This window comes from Halopseudomonas pachastrellae (assembly GCF_900114765.1).
Classification (GTDB): Bacteria; Pseudomonadota; Gammaproteobacteria; order Pseudomonadales; family Pseudomonadaceae; genus Halopseudomonas; species Halopseudomonas pachastrellae.
The window spans coordinates 1-14788 of record NZ_FOUD01000021.1 but is presented as its reverse complement, the minus strand read 5'-3'; the positions used below and the strand labels follow the sequence as shown (position 1 = coordinate 14788).

At 59.6% G+C, this 14788-nt stretch carries 14 protein-coding genes; 6 read left to right on the top strand and 8 right to left on the bottom strand.

The window, feature by feature from the left end; translation table 11 throughout:
- Positions 1-58: 58 nt before the first annotated feature.
- The 4 genes from BM116_RS15655 to BM116_RS15640 all read right to left on the bottom strand — a co-directional run bounded on the left by BM116_RS15655 (position 59) and on the right by BM116_RS15640 (position 3682).
- The gene (locus BM116_RS15655) at positions 59-277 is read right to left on the bottom strand and encodes a YgdI/YgdR family lipoprotein (RefSeq protein WP_083726364.1); all 219 of its coding nucleotides are present in this window, start codon (positions 275-277) and stop codon (positions 59-61) included.
- A 118-nt stretch (positions 278-395) separates the two neighbouring features.
- The gene (locus BM116_RS15650) at positions 396-1352 is read right to left on the bottom strand and encodes an alpha/beta fold hydrolase (RefSeq protein ID WP_211276266.1); all 957 of its coding nucleotides are present in this window, start codon (positions 1350-1352) and stop codon (positions 396-398) included.
- A 26-nt stretch (positions 1353-1378) separates the two neighbouring features.
- Complete coding sequence (locus BM116_RS15645) at positions 1379-2194, bottom strand: SDR family NAD(P)-dependent oxidoreductase (protein WP_083726366.1); 816 nt, start codon at positions 2192-2194, stop codon at positions 1379-1381.
- Positions 2195-2209: 15 nt separating this feature from the next.
- Positions 2210-3682, bottom strand: a complete 1473-nt coding sequence (locus tag BM116_RS15640; RefSeq protein WP_083726368.1) for a flavin-containing monooxygenase — start codon at positions 3680-3682, stop codon at positions 2210-2212.
- Between the two features lie 83 nt (positions 3683-3765).
- Here BM116_RS15640 and BM116_RS15635 point away from each other — a divergent pair, with 83 nt between their 5' ends.
- A complete protein-coding gene (locus BM116_RS15635; RefSeq protein ID WP_083726370.1) occupies positions 3766-4374 on the top strand; it encodes a TetR/AcrR family transcriptional regulator in 609 nt (202 codons plus the stop codon).
- 84 nt (positions 4375-4458) lie between these two features.
- On the opposite strand, the gene acnB is transcribed toward BM116_RS15635, so the two are convergent.
- A complete protein-coding gene (gene acnB, locus BM116_RS15630; protein WP_083726372.1) occupies positions 4459-7053 on the bottom strand; it encodes a bifunctional aconitate hydratase 2/2-methylisocitrate dehydratase in 2595 nt (864 codons plus the stop codon).
- 362 nt (positions 7054-7415) lie between these two features.
- Here acnB and BM116_RS15625 point away from each other — a divergent pair, with 362 nt between their 5' ends.
- Complete coding sequence (locus BM116_RS15625; protein ID WP_169847252.1) at positions 7416-7862, top strand: DUF1289 domain-containing protein; 447 nt, start codon at positions 7416-7418, stop codon at positions 7860-7862.
- A 28-nt stretch (positions 7863-7890) separates the two neighbouring features.
- Here BM116_RS15625 and BM116_RS15620 read toward each other — a convergent pair whose 3' ends face one another.
- Entirely contained in the window at positions 7891-8751 is an 861-nt protein-coding gene (locus tag BM116_RS15620; RefSeq protein WP_083726376.1) for a universal stress protein, read from the bottom strand.
- A 157-nt stretch (positions 8752-8908) separates the two neighbouring features.
- Here BM116_RS15620 and miaE point away from each other — a divergent pair, with 157 nt between their 5' ends.
- The 3 genes from miaE (at position 8909) to BM116_RS15605 (ending at position 12041) form a co-directional block, all read left to right on the top strand.
- Complete coding sequence (gene miaE, locus BM116_RS15615; protein ID WP_083726378.1) at positions 8909-9508, top strand: MiaE family protein; 600 nt, start codon at positions 8909-8911, stop codon at positions 9506-9508.
- 64 nt (positions 9509-9572) lie between these two features.
- Positions 9573-10430, top strand: a complete 858-nt coding sequence (locus BM116_RS15610; protein ID WP_083726380.1) for a substrate-binding periplasmic protein — start codon at positions 9573-9575, stop codon at positions 10428-10430.
- Positions 10431-10565: 135 nt separating this feature from the next.
- Positions 10566-12041 (top strand): aminotransferase-like domain-containing protein, encoded by a 1476-nt coding sequence (locus BM116_RS15605; RefSeq protein ID WP_083726382.1) that lies wholly within the window; start codon positions 10566-10568, stop codon positions 12039-12041.
- A gap of 68 nt (positions 12042-12109) precedes the next feature.
- Here BM116_RS15605 and BM116_RS15600 read toward each other — a convergent pair whose 3' ends face one another.
- Positions 12110-13048 carry a LysR family transcriptional regulator gene (locus BM116_RS15600; RefSeq protein WP_083726384.1) on the bottom strand — a complete coding sequence of 313 codons (939 nt, stop codon included), beginning with the start codon at positions 13046-13048 and terminating at the stop codon, positions 12110-12112.
- A gap of 166 nt (positions 13049-13214) precedes the next feature.
- On the opposite strand from BM116_RS15600, the gene BM116_RS15595 reads away from it, so the two are divergent.
- The gene (locus BM116_RS15595) at positions 13215-14423 is read left to right on the top strand and encodes an acyl-CoA dehydrogenase (protein ID WP_083726386.1); all 1209 of its coding nucleotides are present in this window, start codon (positions 13215-13217) and stop codon (positions 14421-14423) included.
- A gap of 136 nt (positions 14424-14559) precedes the next feature.
- Here the strand turns inward: BM116_RS15595 and BM116_RS18715 are convergent.
- Positions 14560-14788 (bottom strand): transposase (locus BM116_RS18715; RefSeq protein WP_175494048.1); only part of this gene is annotated, 229 nt, incomplete at its 5' end.

Below are 14788 nucleotides of genomic sequence, written 5' to 3'. Positions count from 1 at the left end.
GCCTGAACTCAGGCCTCAGCCGTAAAAAAGGCCGCGTTGGCGGCCTTTTCTTGTTTGATTAACGCTCAATGATTTCCTTAACCTCATCCTGCGGAATCTGACGGTCGCGATCTGTCGCGTCCTCGTATTCCATCATGCCGGTTTCCTCATCAATTTCCGGCTTGTCCTCGGCCTCCATGATCTGACCATCAGTGGTGCGAACCAGATAGTCGTTGCCGCACGCGGTAAGGGCAAACAGGGCGAGAATGGCGATAGAGATCAGTTTCAACTGTTTCATGTGACTACTCCTTGCACATAGTTGTGTTTACCAAATACACAGCTTGTGACAGAAGTATGTCGCCAAAGGTTCACTGACGGGGCGGCGAGCGTGATCTGCATCACACTCGCCAAGAGCCTCAAGCCGCGGCGGGGATGGCTTGCAGGCGCGCACGGATAAACGTCAGACACGCCTCTGGCTGGGTAATCGGCAGCATATGCCCACCCTCGATCAGCGTCAGCTCCACATTGTCCAGGCGGTCTGCCAGCGTCTGGCCTTGTTCCTGCGGGTCGAGGATACGGTCGTCACGCCCATACAGAATACCAATGGGCAACTGCAGATCGTCGTAGCGCTGTTGCATCTGTGGCAGCACCTCCTCCAGAGCGGTGAGATCCCGAGAGGCAGCAATGAAGTGGCTTGGACGCAAGCCCAACAGCCCGCCACCGCGAATGGGGAAGTCCTTGGGCGCCTGCTCCGGGCCAAAGACTACCCCGAGCACCTGTTCGCGTTTGCGGATGGACAGCGGCACTGCCAGTGTCCAGCCAACCAGTTTGCGCAGCCAGTTGTAGCGAATGGTCAGCGCGGCGAAGGCGTCGGATACGTGCGAGGGCATATGTGTCAGCGGTGCAATGAGCGCCAGGCCACGCACCTTGTCAGGGTGCCGTAGCCCTGTGGCCAGGGACACGGCTCCGCCCAGCGAGTGCCCAACCAGCAGAGGCTTGCCAAGATGCAAGGCATCAATGACACCGGCAACCACGTCTGCCTGGACGGTCAGGGATGCAGATGCGGAGTCAGGTCGTACCGAGTAGCCGCTGCCCGGCCGGTCGATAGCAATTACCCGGTGAGTTTTGGCCAGCTCGTCGATCAGGCCGTAGCCAAAATTCTGCACAACGCCGGTCAGACCATGAATCAGTAGTATCGTATCCGGCCCAGAACCTTGCTCCACGTAGTGGATACGGTTGCCCATGATGGTGATGAAGCTGCCCTCAGGGGGCATGCCCAATTCAATCCGCTTGGCGACGAAAAGGGTGTAGAGAAACAGACCAAGCAGCGTGAGCCCGATCAGCACCAACAGTGTCATAAACAGAGTGTTCACGTTCAGTTGCCTTTTGCGTGGAGCCGTTAGTCGTTGTTTGAAGCCAGGCCGGGCAGCAAACGCCAGTAGCTCACCGGCATCAGCCGTTCTAGCCAGGACAGAATCAGTGCGTCGTTGCCCACGATCACTCGGGATTTGTTACGCTCAATGCCCCTGAGAATAATCTCGGCTGCACGGGCCGGTGGCATACGCAACAGGCGTTTGGCTCGTGCCAGCTTGCGGGCCTGGCCGGCCTCGCTGCTGCCTTCGGCAGGACGCGCGCTGGTTGCAATGGCTGTGGCGACACCGCCGGGGTGCACCACGGTAACGCCAACATTGCTGTCGTTGAGTTCAAGGCGCAAGGCATTCGAAAAGCCCCGCACGGCGAATTTGCTCGCACAGTAGGCCGTCTGGCCTGCAGGCGTGATCAAGCCAAACAGGCTGGACAGGTTCACGATACGAGCTTCCGGGCGCTGACGCAGCAGCGGTAGAAAAGCCCGGCACATGGTTACAACGGCGTCAAAGTTGATACGCATCAGCCAGTCAAAGTTCTCAACGCTGACCTGGTCGAACGTGCCGCCCAAGGCAACGCCTGCATTATTGATCAAGAGATCGACCTGACCGTGGGCTGCGATGACAGCGTCGGGCAGGGCGGCTACAGCGCTGCGGTCGGCAACGTCGAGAGTATGCTCGCTGACTCTGACGCCCAGCGCCCTTACTTGTGCTGCCGTTTCAGCCAGCGCGACGGCATTCACGTCCGCCAGCGCCAGGTGACATCCCGATTGCGCCAGCGCGCTCGCCAACGCACGACCAATACCGCTCCCTGCCCCTGTCAGTACTGCTACACACTCTTTGGTCTGCATGGATTCTTATCCTTGTTATTGAAACTGCATGACGCCGTCATCGATACGGCCATACTGAATGGCCAGCTTGTCCTTCAGGTAGTTCTGATGAACCTGCCACGGCGCGCGGTCGCCTTGCTTGGGCAATACATTCGCCGCGCGCTGAACGTAGCCAGAGGTAAAGTCTAGGAAGGGCTGCTCCTGAACGGACGCGTCGCGTCTGACTACTGCCTCGCGGTAGTTGTGCTTGTCCATGTAGCGCAGCAGGCGGCAGGCGTAGTCGGCAGTCAGCTCGGCCTTGAGCGTCCAGGACGCGTTGGTATAGCCGAAGGTGACGAGCATGTTGGGCACATCACTGAGCATCATGCCCTTGTAGGACATGCGCTCATTGAACAGCATCGGCGTGCCATCGACGGTCAGGACAACATCGCCCAGTGCGTTTACTTTCAAGCCTGTCGCCGTGACGATGATATCGGCTTCCAGCTCTTGGCCTGAGTTCAGGCGAATTCCATTTTCAATAAACGTCTCAATGGTATCGGTCACGACGCTGGCACGGCCGGCCCGCACATCCCTGAACAGGTCGCCATCCGGAACAGCGCATACGCGCTGGTCCCACGGCTTGTAGTCCGGGGTGAAGTGTTTCATGTCAACGTCGCCGACTTGAGTTTTGACCATGTGCAAAACACGCTGCTTGAACTGGTCCGGCCGGTTGCGTGCGATTTTGTAGAAGAACTGGGTGAGAAAGATGTTTTTCCAGCGCGTCAGCGAGTGTGCCGCTTGCAGTGGCAGCCACTTCTGCAGCGACTGAGCTATACCATCTCGCTGGGGCCGGGCGACCACGTAGCTGGGTGAACGTTGCAGCATAGTCACGTGGGCCGCCGTCTTGGCCATGGCTGGAATCAGCGTCACAGCGGTGGCACCACTGCCGATCACTACGACACGCTTGCCCGCGTAATCCAGATCTTCTGGCCAGAATTGCGGGTGAATGATTTGCCCCTTGAAGTTTTGCTCGTTGGGGAAGTCCGGGCGGTAGCCTTCGTCGTAACTGTAATAACCAGAGCAGGAGAACAGAAAACGCGCCTCGTAGTGCTCTTCGTGCTCGGCCCCAGAGCCGTCGGTCGCCTTGGCAACAACTTCCCAGCGCGAGCGCTGACTCGACCAGTTGGCAGACACTACTCGTCGCTGGAAGCGAATGTTGTGAATCGCGCCGGAGTCTTCGGCAATTTCTTCGATATAGCGTTTGATGTCCGGCCCGTCCGCAATCGCCTTGCGGTTGCTCCAGGGTTTGTAGCTGTAGCTGAGGGTATACATGTCAGAATCTGAGCGAATACCGGGATAGCGAAACAGGTCCCAGGTGCCGCCAATGGCTTGCCGGCGCTCCAAAATGAGGTAGCGCTTGTCCGGACACTTGTCGCTCAGCGCGTGTGCGGCACCGATGCCGGAAAGGCCCGCACCGATGATCAGTACGTCCAGTGGTACAGGTTCAAATGCTTGTTGTTCTTGTGTCATTGTGGTTTCCCGTCACGTGGGCAGTGGTGACAATCTAGATTGTCATATACTCTTTGGCAATTCCTGTTGTCAGAATTCATTGCATGAATACAGCCACCTCAGTCAAACGTCGCTATCGCGGCTCCTCAACCGAAGAGCGCCGTGCTGTGCGCCGCCAGCAGCTTATCGATGCTGCAATCCAGGTTTACGGCGAATACGGTTACCGTCATTCGGGAGTGAAGCAGGTCTGCGATGCGGCAGGGCTAACTCAGCGCTACTTCTACGAATCCTTCGGCCACAGCGACGAGTTGCTGATTGCGTGCTACGAGCAGGCCGCTCGCAAGGTGCGCGAACGCAATATGGCTGCGGCCCAGGCTGCGGGTGAGGACCGGATGGAGCGCAGCAGGGCGATGCTGCATGCGTATTTCAGCTACCTGCGTGACAACCCCAAGCTGGCTCGACTGTTGTTTGTCGACATTCGGGGTATCAGCCCTGCGGTCGACGAGGCGATCGACCAGGCACTGAAGGCAAGCAGTGAGGACATGACCCGCGCGCTTGCGCATCCGGGCGAGCACTTCGACGAAATGCTCCAAGCCGGCATTCTTGGCGGGGTTATCCATATCGCCCTGCACTGGATGGCGAGCGGATATGTGCATTCGGTGGAGACGGTGACCGAAACGGCGCTCAAGCTTGGCGCTTCGCTGCTGGAGTAAGGGCTTAGCCCTTGCCTGACAATGGCGCGCTGACAAAAAGCCAAAAAAAACCCCGCTAATGCGGGGCTTTTTTCGGGTCAGCTATCAGAGCTGTGCGACCGGGATGGACGCAGCGGCTTTCTGGTAGGACTCGATTTCGTTGAAGTTCATGTAGCGATAGACATCGCTCGCCATGCTGTCGATCTGCGCGGCGTATTCCATGTACTCGTCAACGGTCGGCAGCTTGCCCAGGATGGACGCAACCGAGGCCAGCTCAGCGGAAGCCAGGAAGACGTCAGCGCCATCACCCAGACGGTTCGGGAAGTTCCGGGTGGAGGTGGAGACAACGGTCGACTTGGCAGCAACACGTGCCTGGTTACCCATGCACAGGGAGCAGCCCGGCATTTCCATGCGCGCACCGGCTTTGCCGTAGATGCCGTAGTAGCCTTCTTCGGTCAGCTGGTACTGGTCCATCTTGGTCGGCGGAGCCAGCCACAGACGGGTCGGGATAGCGCCTTTGTTCTTCTCGAGCAGCTTACCGGCAGCGCGGAAGTGGCCGATGTTGGTCATGCAGGAACCGATGAAGACTTCATCGATGGTCTGACCAGCAACAGCAGACAGCAGGCGAGCATCATCCGGGTCGTTCGGCGCACACAGTACCGGCTCCTTGACGTCAGCCAGATCGATTTCGATCACAGCAGCGTACTCGGCGTCAGCATCGGCAGCCATCAGGCTCGGGTTGGCCAGCCACTCTTCCATGGCCTTGGCGCGGCGCTCCAGAGTGCGCGGATCCTGGTAGCCGTTGGCGATCATCCAGCGCAGCAGGACGATGTTGGACTTCAGGTATTCAGCAACAGACTCTTCGCTCAGCTTGATGGTACAGCCGGCAGCGGAACGCTCAGCAGAAGCATCGGACAGCTCGAACGCTTGCTCGGCAGTCAGGTGATCCAGACCTTCGATCTCGAGAATACGGCCGGAGAAGATGTTCTTCTTGCCTTTCTTCTCGACAGTCAGCAGGCCTTGCTGAATGGCGTAGTAGGGGATGGCATGTACCAGGTCACGCAGGGTGATACCGGGCTGCATCTTGCCTTTGAAGCGAACCAGAACGGATTCCGGCATGTCCAGCGGCATAACGCCGGTGGCTGCTGCGAAGGCAACCAGGCCAGAACCGGCCGGGAAGGAGATGCCCATCGGGAAACGGGTGTGCGAGTCACCACCGGTACCCACGGTATCAGGCAGCAGCATGCGGTTCAGCCAGCTGTGGATGATGCCGTCACCCGGACGCAGCGCAACACCACCACGGTTGTGGATGAAGTCGGGCAGGGTGTGGTGAGTGGTCACGTCGATCGGCTTCGGATACGCTGCAGTGTGACAGAAGGACTGCATGACCAGATCAGCGGAGAAGCCCAGGCACGCCAGGTCTTTCAGCTCGTCGCGGGTCATTGGGCCAGTGGTGTCCTGAGAGCCGACGGTGGTCATTTTCGGCTCGCAGTAGGTGCCGGGGCGAATACCTTCGACGCCACAGGCTTTACCAACCATCTTCTGGGCCAGGGTATAACCCTTGCCAGTATCAGCCGGTTGCTCGGGCTTGCGGAACAGGTCGGAAGCGCCCAGACCCAGTTCAGCACGGGCCTTCTCGGTCAGGCCACGACCGATGATCAGCGGAATACGGCCTCCGGCGCGTACTTCGTCCAGCAGCACCTGAGTTTTCAGCTCGAAGGTGGTGATGACGTCGTCAGTACCGTGCTTGCAGACTTTGCCTTCGTAGGGGTAAACGTCGATGACGTCGCCCATGTTCAGGTCGGTGCAGTCGAATTCGATCGGCAGCGCGCCAGCGTCTTCCATGGTGTTGTAGAAGATAGGAGCGATCTTGGTGCCGAAACAGAAGCCACCGCCACGCTTGTTCGGGACGTAAGGAATGTCGTCGCCGAAGAACCACAGAACGGAGTTGGTAGCAGACTTACGGGAAGAACCGGTACCGACAACGTCACCAACGTAGGCAACCGGGAAGCCCTGGCTCTTGACGTCTTCGATTTGCTTCAGCGGGCCAACGACGCCCGGCTCGGACGGCTCGATGCCGTCACGGGCCATTTTCAGCATGGCCTGAGCGTGCAGCGGGATGTCCGGGCGGGACCAGGCATCAGGTGCCGGAGACAGGTCGTCGGTGTTGGTCTCACCAGGAACCTTGAATACGGTCAGGGAGATTTTTTCAGCAACAGCAGGCTTGTTGACGAACCATTCGCCGTCAGCCCAGGACTGCAGGACTGCTTTGGCGTGGGCGTTGCCGGCCTTGGCTTTCTCGGCAACGTCGTGGAAGGCGTCAAACATCAGCAGGGTGTGCTTCAGTTGCTCGGCAGCGGTGGCAGCCAGCGCAGCGTCGTCCAGCAGCTCAACCAGAGTGGCGATGTTGTAGCCGCCCTGCATGGTGCCCAGCAGCTCAACAGCGCGCTCTTTGGTCAGCAGCGGGGAGGTTGCTTCGCCCTTGGCGACAGCGGAAAGGAAACCAGCCTTGACGTAGGCCGCTTCGTCAACGCCCGGCGGGACGCGATTGGTGAGCAGGTCGAGCAGAAACTCTTCTTCACCTGCCGGCGGGTTTTTCAGCAGATCAACCAGACCTGCAGTTTGTTCGGCGTTCAGCGGCTGGGGCACGACGCCCTGAGCGGCGCGCTCTTCAACGTGTTTGCGATAGGCTTCAAGCACAGTTATTACCCTCATCAGTCTGTTCCGCTCATGGCGGAACGGTAATCCTCTCGGACTCCGGGAAGCACTGAATAATCATCTTGGATAAGGGAGCTATTCAGTGCTTCCCTGGCGTGCCGGCAATAAGACTGTGTGCAAGCGCAGACCCGTTCTGGTGGGGGGCAACCTGGGTAACTGGTGTTGGCAGATACGTAACGGGTTGCGGGCAAACGCCTGAAGCACAGCCCTAACGGCGGGCTGATTCTACAGGATGGTGAACCCAAAGTTAAGCTGTATCCCCGATGAGGCAGGTGTGCGTTGGTCGTCTTGGGATAAGGCCGCGACTGGTCTATCATGGTGCATTTTCCGTTGAGCACCGCCGCATGCCCCCCGATTCCGACGCCTACACCAGTAAAACGCCCTGTATCGGCCTGTGCTCCACCGTATTTGGCGACCTGGTGTGCCGTGGTTGCAAGCGTTTCAGTCACGAAATCATTGACTGGAACCGCTACGACAACGGCCAGCGTGCGGCGGTCTGGAGTCGCCTGGAGCAGTTGCTGGAACAACTGATCTGGAACCGCTTTGAACTGGTGTCGGTCTGGGCGCTGGAGGGCGAACTAAAACGCCTGAAGGTACCGGCAGACCCGAACATGCCGGTGTGTATCAAGGTCTGGCGTCTGCTGCCGCGTCTGGCCGAGGGTGGCCTGGCCAGCGCCGGGTTGCGCCTGCAGCCGCTCTGGCATGGCTCAACCTTGAAACAGGTAAGGGACAACCTGGATCAGGCCTTCTTTGACCTTTCTACTGCCTATTACGACCGACGAGTGCCCTGAGTTCAGGGAGCTCGCCGGCCTGTCACGCCTATTTTTCCAACAGCGCTTCAAGGTGCGCGAGGGTGTCTTCCGGCTTGAGCACCAGAATGTCGCTGTTGACCTGATCCAGCACCACCTCGGCGGTGTTGCCGATCAGCGCGCCGGCGATGCCCTTGCGGCCCACAGTCCCGATGATGGTGACGCTGGCACCGATGCGGTTGGCAACCTGCGGCACCAGGGTGTCCGCCGGGCCTTCATCGATATGCAGGCGCTGCGCGTCGATGCCGTACAGTTTGACGTAAGGCTCGGCGCGGGCGCGGTACTCGGCAGCGATGCTGTCCTTGAGCTGAAAGGCCGGATCGGCTGCTGACAGCATGGGGGCAGGGTGGGCCGAGACCAAGTGCAGGTCGCCATCGATCATTTCAACGATGTCGGCGGCGTGGCTGACAATGGTGTCGTGCAGCACATGGTGCTGATCGTCGTGGTTGCCCACGTCCACAGCCGCCACGACAGAGCCCTTGATCCAGCTGTCGCTGTTCTTGACCATCAGCACCGGCGCCGGGCAGTAGCGCAGCAGTTTCCAGTCATCAGGGGTGAGTAATGCCTTGCGCAGCGGGTTATCGGGGCGGTGCTGCTTGATGACCAGGTCGCAGCCTTCACGGGCCACGGCGCGGCAAATGGTGTCGGTGGCGTTATGGTGCCAGTCCTGGGTCACGCTGCAGCGGATACCCTTGGCGTCTTGTTCGACACGCAGACGTGCCAGCAGGTCGCTGTAGTCTTCGCGGTTCTCACACACCAGCAGGTGCAGTTCGCATTCGATAAAGCCCGCGATGAGGCTGGCACGATTCAGCGCAACCTGCTCCTCCTGGCTGGGATCGATAACAACTAGAATGCGTTTCACGGCTTGCATGGCTTTCTCCCTGTTGTGCAAAAGGCAATCTCGCCCGATGACTTCAATGTAGTTGTTTTTTACCCACTTTGTGTTGATCCACGTCTATTCGGGCTGTGGATGGAGGGTTCAGCAGGTATACTCTGCGGCGTTGCTGTTACCACCTGTGAAAAGACCCATGCTGCCCGACGAACTCCTCGCCTTTCTGCCTTGCCGCACCCCTGATGCCTGGATTGAACAGGCAATGGCGCACCCGCAAGAGCTGCTGATAGATCACGCCAACTGCGAAAAGAAAGCCGCTTCAACCGCGCTCATGCTGATGTTTCGCTACGTTGATAAGCCAGATCTACTGCAAAAGATGTCGCGCCTGGCACGCGAGGAGCTCAGGCATTTCGAGCAGGTCACCGCGATAATGCAAAAGCGCGGCATCACCTATCGCGGGCTGTCTGCCAGTCAATATGCACAGCGCCTGCGTCAGCATGTGCGCACCACAGAACCGGGTCGGCTGGTCGACACGCTGATCGTCGGGGCGTTCATCGAAGCGCGCTCATGCGAGCGTTTTGCCAAACTGGCACCGCACCTGGATGAGGAGCTGGGCGACTTCTACCGTTCGCTGCTCAAATCCGAGGCGCGGCATTACCAGGACTACCTGCGGCTGGCCAAGGCGTACGCCGAGGCGCCCATCGACGAGCACATTGCCCGTTTTGCCGAGGCAGAGCAGCAGGCCATTGTGGCCGACGATGCGGAGTTTCGTTTTCATAGCGGCGTTGCGGCCTGAACACTGAACCCGTCACGCTGCCCGAGGTCTGTTTGCGCTATAGCCCACCAACCAGGGATTGATCATGTTCACACCAGGCTCCAATCGACTTCTTGCCCTGACAGCTGCGCTGGCCTTGGGTGGTGCGTTTACCGCAGCACCGGCCAGAGCGGAACTCACCAACTGTGAACGGGTGGTGGTCACCGGCAACCCGGCATACCCGCCACTGACCTGGGCGCCGGAAGATGGCGAGGCGGCGCTGACCGGTGTAACCATCGAGATGCTGAGCAATGCACTGCAGGGCTCGGGCATCGAGGTAGAAGTGCTGAACCTCGGCTCCCGCGCCAAGGCCCTGGAAGCGGTTGAGGCCGGGCAGGTGGACATCATGGCGGGCCTGTTCCTGACCCGCGAGCTGCTGGGCTCGCTCGATTTTGTCTATCCGCCAGTGGTGGATGTGCCCAGTGTGTTCTTCGTCCGCCGCGGCGCCGCCTTCCCCTATACCGGCTGGCAGGATCTGCGCGGCAAGCGGGGCGCAGCGCAGCAGGGCAGCCGCTTTGGCCTGTCGTTCGATACCTACGCTGCAGACCATCTGGACCTGCAGCGTGAAGACTCCGGCGAGCGCGCTCTGCGCAAGCTGCTGGCAGGTGAGCTGGATTACGTCGTGCTGGAGCGTTATCAGGGGCTGGCCCTGGCCGAGCAAATGGGCGTTGATGCGCAGCTCGACACCCTGGAAGGCTCGTTCATCAACGCACCGCTGTATCTGGCCATTTCACACGATTCGGTGTGCAACACGCCCGCACTGCGGTCTGCCCTGGCTCTGGGCATGCTCGAACAACAGCAGCGCAATGAGGGCTCGCGCCTGCTCGACAAGTATCGCGGTATCTGGGCCGCGCCTTTCCGCCCGGTCAGTGAGCCGGCGGCGGATGTGCCGCTGGCAGAATAGCCGCCACTGGTCGGCAGCCAACTGGACAACTGGCCGCAGCATAAACTGTACTGGTTAACTGTGATGCATCTGTCACTGTGCTGCTGCAACTGTACCGGGTAGGCTCTGTGGTCGGTCTGCTCCAGGAGGTTTGTCATGACCAGTCTGCTGTACCAGCGTATTGCCCAGCAATTGGCGGAAGATATTCAGAACGGCGTCTATCGCCCGGGCGAGCGGGTACCCTCGGTACGCAAGCTAAGCACCCAAAAGGGCGTTAGCCATGCAACCGTGCTGCAGGCCTACGCCACGCTTGAGGATCAGGGGCTGATTCATGCGCGTCCGCAGTCTGGCTACTATGTCCATCAAACCCCGGCACTGACCGCACCCAAGCCGCAGATCGCCAAGGTTGAGGCGCCCTGTGCGGTTACTCGCAGCAGCATCATCAGCGAGATTCTCTCCCAGGCGCGGCGCGAAGGCGTGATCCCGTTGGGCGCTGCGGTGCCTGCCAGCGAATACTTGCCGCTGCGCGCCCTGCATCAACAGATGAGCAAGGTTACCCGCTTCCATAGCCACAAAGCGTTCAGCTACACCTTTAGCCCCGGCTATGAGCCGCTGCGCCGTCAGGTGGCCATTCGCATGCGCGACGCGGGCGCCGCGGTAGACCCGAGCAACGTAGTCATCACCAATGGCTGCGTGGAAGCGTTGCAGCTGGCTCTGCGCGCGGTAACCCGGCCTGGCGACCTGATTGCGACCGAGTCACCGAGCTATTACGGCACGGTACAGTTGTGCCAGTTGCTGGATCTGCAGGTGATTGAAATCCCCACCGACCCGGATACCGGTCTCAGCCTGGAGGCGCTTCAGCGTGCGCTGGACAAGTGGCCCATCAAGGCCCTGGTGCTGACGGCACGAGCCGGCAACCCGATGGGGGCGACCATGCCAGAGGCGCGGCAGCGCAAGCTGGTCAGCATGATGGCGCAGCGCAAGCTGACGATCATCGAAGACGACATCTATGGCGAGCTGGTGTTTGACCAGGGCCAGTCGCGCGCGCTCAAGGCCTTTGACTGCTCCGATACCGTGATCTACTGCTCCAGCTTCTCCAAGACCATCTCACCCGGTGTGCGCACCGGCTGGCTGATCACGCGGCGGTATCAGGAGACCATTGAGCAGCTGCAGACTTTCACCACGCTGTCGGCCTGCAGTGTCAGCCAGATGGCCGTGGCAGCCTACCTGGAGAACGGCGGTTACGATCGGCACTTGCGCCATATCCGCCAGGAGTACTGCAAAAACCTCAGCCAGTTTCAGTTGGCGGTGCAGCAGTACTTTCCTGAGGGCACGCAAATATCCCGGCCACGCGGCGGCTACATCCTCTGGATCAGCCTGCCTGGCGGTGCAGATACGCTGACGCTGTTCAACTGGGCACTGGCGCAAAACATCAGCATCGCGCCGGGTATCGTGTTCAGCAACTCTGACCAGTTCAACCATTGCTTGCGTCTGAACTGCGGTATTCCCTGGAACCGTGCAACCGAGCAGGCAGTCATGACGCTGGGCGTGTTGGCCCGGCAACTGGTCGCAGAGTCGGCCCGCAATGCGGACGGACTGAAAATTGAGATGGCTTATGAATCAGCAAGTTAAGCCAATTATTTAAAGCAAAACAAAAGGCCCGCACTGTGTGCGGGCCTTTTGTTTGAACTGCAGCGCTATCAGCTGGCGGCTGCATCCTTGCTCTTCTGGTAGTCACGTACCAGTTTCTGCGACAGCTCGATGATCTGCTCGCGCATCCAGCGGTTGGCCGGGTCCTGGTCGGTACTCTCGTGCCAGAACAGGTGGGTTTCGATCGGCGGCACATCGTCAATCGGCAGGGCAACGGCATGCAGGTTATGGCGCTGGGCAAAGCGCTCATGCACGGTCATCACCATGTCGGTGGACTCCATCACCAGTGGCGCCATCTGGTAGTGCTGTGAACGCAGTACCACCCGGCGCTGCAGCCCCATCTTGCCGAGCGCCAGGTCAACGTGGCCAAGGCCGTTGCGGCGGCTCGAGATATGGATGTGCGACTGGGCCAGATAATCATCCAGCGTGATGCGCTCTTTTTTCGCCAGCGGGTGGCCCGGGCGCATGACGCAGACGTGGTGGTCTTCGAACAATTTGACGTGACGCACCTGGGTATCGGTGTTCAATGGCGCGTCAATGGCAAAGTCCAGGCGTCCGGCAGCCAGCTCTTTGGTTGTTTCGCGGCGCTTGATCAGGAAGCTGTCGATGTTGATGTTCGGCGCCATGCGGCGGATGCGCGACGCCAGGTGCGGCAGAATGACCGCTTCTGTGAGGTCGGTCATGCTGATACGGTAGGTCTTGGTCGCCTGCTCGGGTACAAAGCTGCGGCTCTCCTGCACCGAGACGCGCAGCAGCTGCAGGGCAGAACGCACCGGCGTAATGATGTTCTGCGCCATGGGGGTGGGCACCATGCCTTGGGCGGTGCGCACAAACAGCGGGTCGTTGAACGTCTCGCGCAGGCGGGCGAGGGCGTTGCTAACGGCGGGCTGAGTGATGCCGACAATCTGGCCTGCGCGGGTCAGGTTTGCCTCTGTATAGATGGCATCAAAGACAATGAACAGGTTCAGATCTACCTTACTGAGGTTCATCGCATCATCCTTTCGTCAAATGGCTCATATCGAGACATGCAGTTCAGCGGAGTCGGCAAGTATATATCGCTTATGAATGTTAATACACGGCAAAAATAGGTTAGATAAATCCAAGTTGGTCATCTAGCATTTTCCTCGTCGAACTCACTAAACGAAGGCAACCACTATGGATTTCGGATACTCCCCCAAGGTTAAAGAACTACGCGAGCGCGTTGATGCGTTCATGCAGGAACATGTTTTCCCGGCTGAAGCCACCTTTCACCAGCAAGTAGCCGAAGGGGATCGGTGGCAGCCCACCGCCATCGTCGAAGAGCTCAAGGTCAAGGCCCGCGCTGCCGGCCTGTGGAACCTGTTTCTGCCCGAATCCGACCTGGGTGCTGGCCTGACCAACCTGGAATACGCTCCGCTGGCCGAGCTGATGGGCCGCTCCGGCCTGGCGTCCGAGGCGTTCAACTGCAGCGCGCCAGACACCGGCAACATGGAAACCATCGTTCGCTACGGCAACGACGAACACAAAGAAAAATGGCTCAAGCCGCTGCTGGCTGGCGAGATTCGCTCCTGCTTTGGTATGACCGAGCCGGGCGTTGCTTCCTCTGATGCTACCAACATGCAGGCCAACGCCCGCCGTGAAGGTGATGAGTGGGTGATCAACGGCCGCAAGTGGTGGACTTCCGGTGCTTGCGACCCGCGCTGCAAAATCATGATCTTCATGGGCCTGACCAACCCCGACGCGCCGCGTCACCAGCAACACTCGATGATTCTGGTGCCGATGGACACCCCCGGCGTCAAAGTCATCCGCCCGCTGCCGGTCTTTGGTTATGACGATGCGCCGCACGGCCACGCCGAAGTACTGCTGGAAAACGTACGCGTTCCTTACTCCAACGTTCTGCTAGGCGAAGGTCGTGGTTTCGAAATCGCTCAAGGTCGCCTTGGCCCGGGCCGCATCCACCACTGCATGCGCTCCATCGGTGCCGCCGAGCGCGCACTGGAACTGATGTGCAAACGTTCTGTTGAGCGTGAAGCCTTCGGCAAGCGCCTGGCTCAGCTGGGTGGCAACATCGACCTGATCGCTCAGTCGCGCATCGAGATCAACCAGGCTCGCCTGCTGACCCTGAACGCCGCCTACATGATGGACACCGTGGGCAACAAGGTCGCCAAGAGCGAGATTGCACAGATCAAGGTTGTCGCACCTAACGTTGCTCTGAACGTGCTGGATCGCGCAATTCAGATGCACGGTGGTGCCGGTGTATCCGATGACTACCCGCTGGCTCACATGTACGCCATGCAGCGTACTCTGCGCCTGGCTGACGGTCCGGACGAAGTGCACCGTGCCGCTATCGGCAAGCACGAGCTGGGCCGCTACATGCCCCGCTGATCGCTTGGCGACCAAGAAGAACCCGCTCACATGAGCGGGTCAGACTGCTGACGAACCCCGCGTTTTCGCGGGGTTTCGTTTTTCTGGGGTGTTTGTAATGATTTTGCAGGTGTCGGGTAATTTAGCCTGCTAACCGCTAAAAACCGTCCGAGCAGCTCCATTTCCAGCCTGGCAGGCAAGTGCCGCGTCTTATCCCGGATTGCAGGCGTAAAAGTATCGCCAGCAGGCGGGCAATCTTCTTCATGTTTTGGCAGGCGGCTGCCAGCAGGCACTGTTTCATTACCTTGCGCAGTCCACGGAATCGGGCATAACGGTGCCCGTGCAGCTCCTTGGCGTCCGCAAAGCTGCGCTCGACGGTTTCCTTG

What these genes read in the sequence shown, in the direction of transcription:
- BM116_RS15600 (WP_083726384.1), bottom strand. Translation starts at nt 13,048, where the DNA reads ATGAACCTCAGTAAGGTAGATCTGAACCTGTTCATTGTCTTTGATGCC.
- BM116_RS15645 (WP_083726366.1), bottom strand. Translation starts at nt 2,194, where the DNA reads ATGCAGACCAAAGAGTGTGTAGCAGTACTGACAGGGGCAGGGAGCGGT.
- BM116_RS15620 (WP_083726376.1), bottom strand. Translation starts at nt 8,751, where the DNA reads ATGCAAGCCGTGAAACGCATTCTAGTTGTTATCGATCCCAGCCAGGAG.
- BM116_RS15605 (WP_083726382.1), top strand. Translation starts at nt 10,566, where the DNA reads ATGACCAGTCTGCTGTACCAGCGTATTGCCCAGCAATTGGCGGAAGAT.
- BM116_RS15635 (WP_083726370.1), top strand. Translation starts at nt 3,766, where the DNA reads ATGAATACAGCCACCTCAGTCAAACGTCGCTATCGCGGCTCCTCAACC.
- BM116_RS15640 (WP_083726368.1), bottom strand. Translation starts at nt 3,682, where the DNA reads ATGACACAAGAACAACAAGCATTTGAACCTGTACCACTGGACGTACTG.
- miaE (WP_083726378.1), top strand. Translation starts at nt 8,909, where the DNA reads ATGCTGCCCGACGAACTCCTCGCCTTTCTGCCTTGCCGCACCCCTGAT.
- BM116_RS15655 (WP_083726364.1), bottom strand. Translation starts at nt 277, where the DNA reads ATGAAACAGTTGAAACTGATCTCTATCGCCATTCTCGCCCTGTTTGCC.
- BM116_RS15595 (WP_083726386.1), top strand. Translation starts at nt 13,215, where the DNA reads ATGGATTTCGGATACTCCCCCAAGGTTAAAGAACTACGCGAGCGCGTT.
- BM116_RS15610 (WP_083726380.1), top strand. Translation starts at nt 9,573, where the DNA reads ATGTTCACACCAGGCTCCAATCGACTTCTTGCCCTGACAGCTGCGCTG.
- BM116_RS15625 (WP_169847252.1), top strand. Translation starts at nt 7,416, where the DNA reads ATGCCCCCCGATTCCGACGCCTACACCAGTAAAACGCCCTGTATCGGC.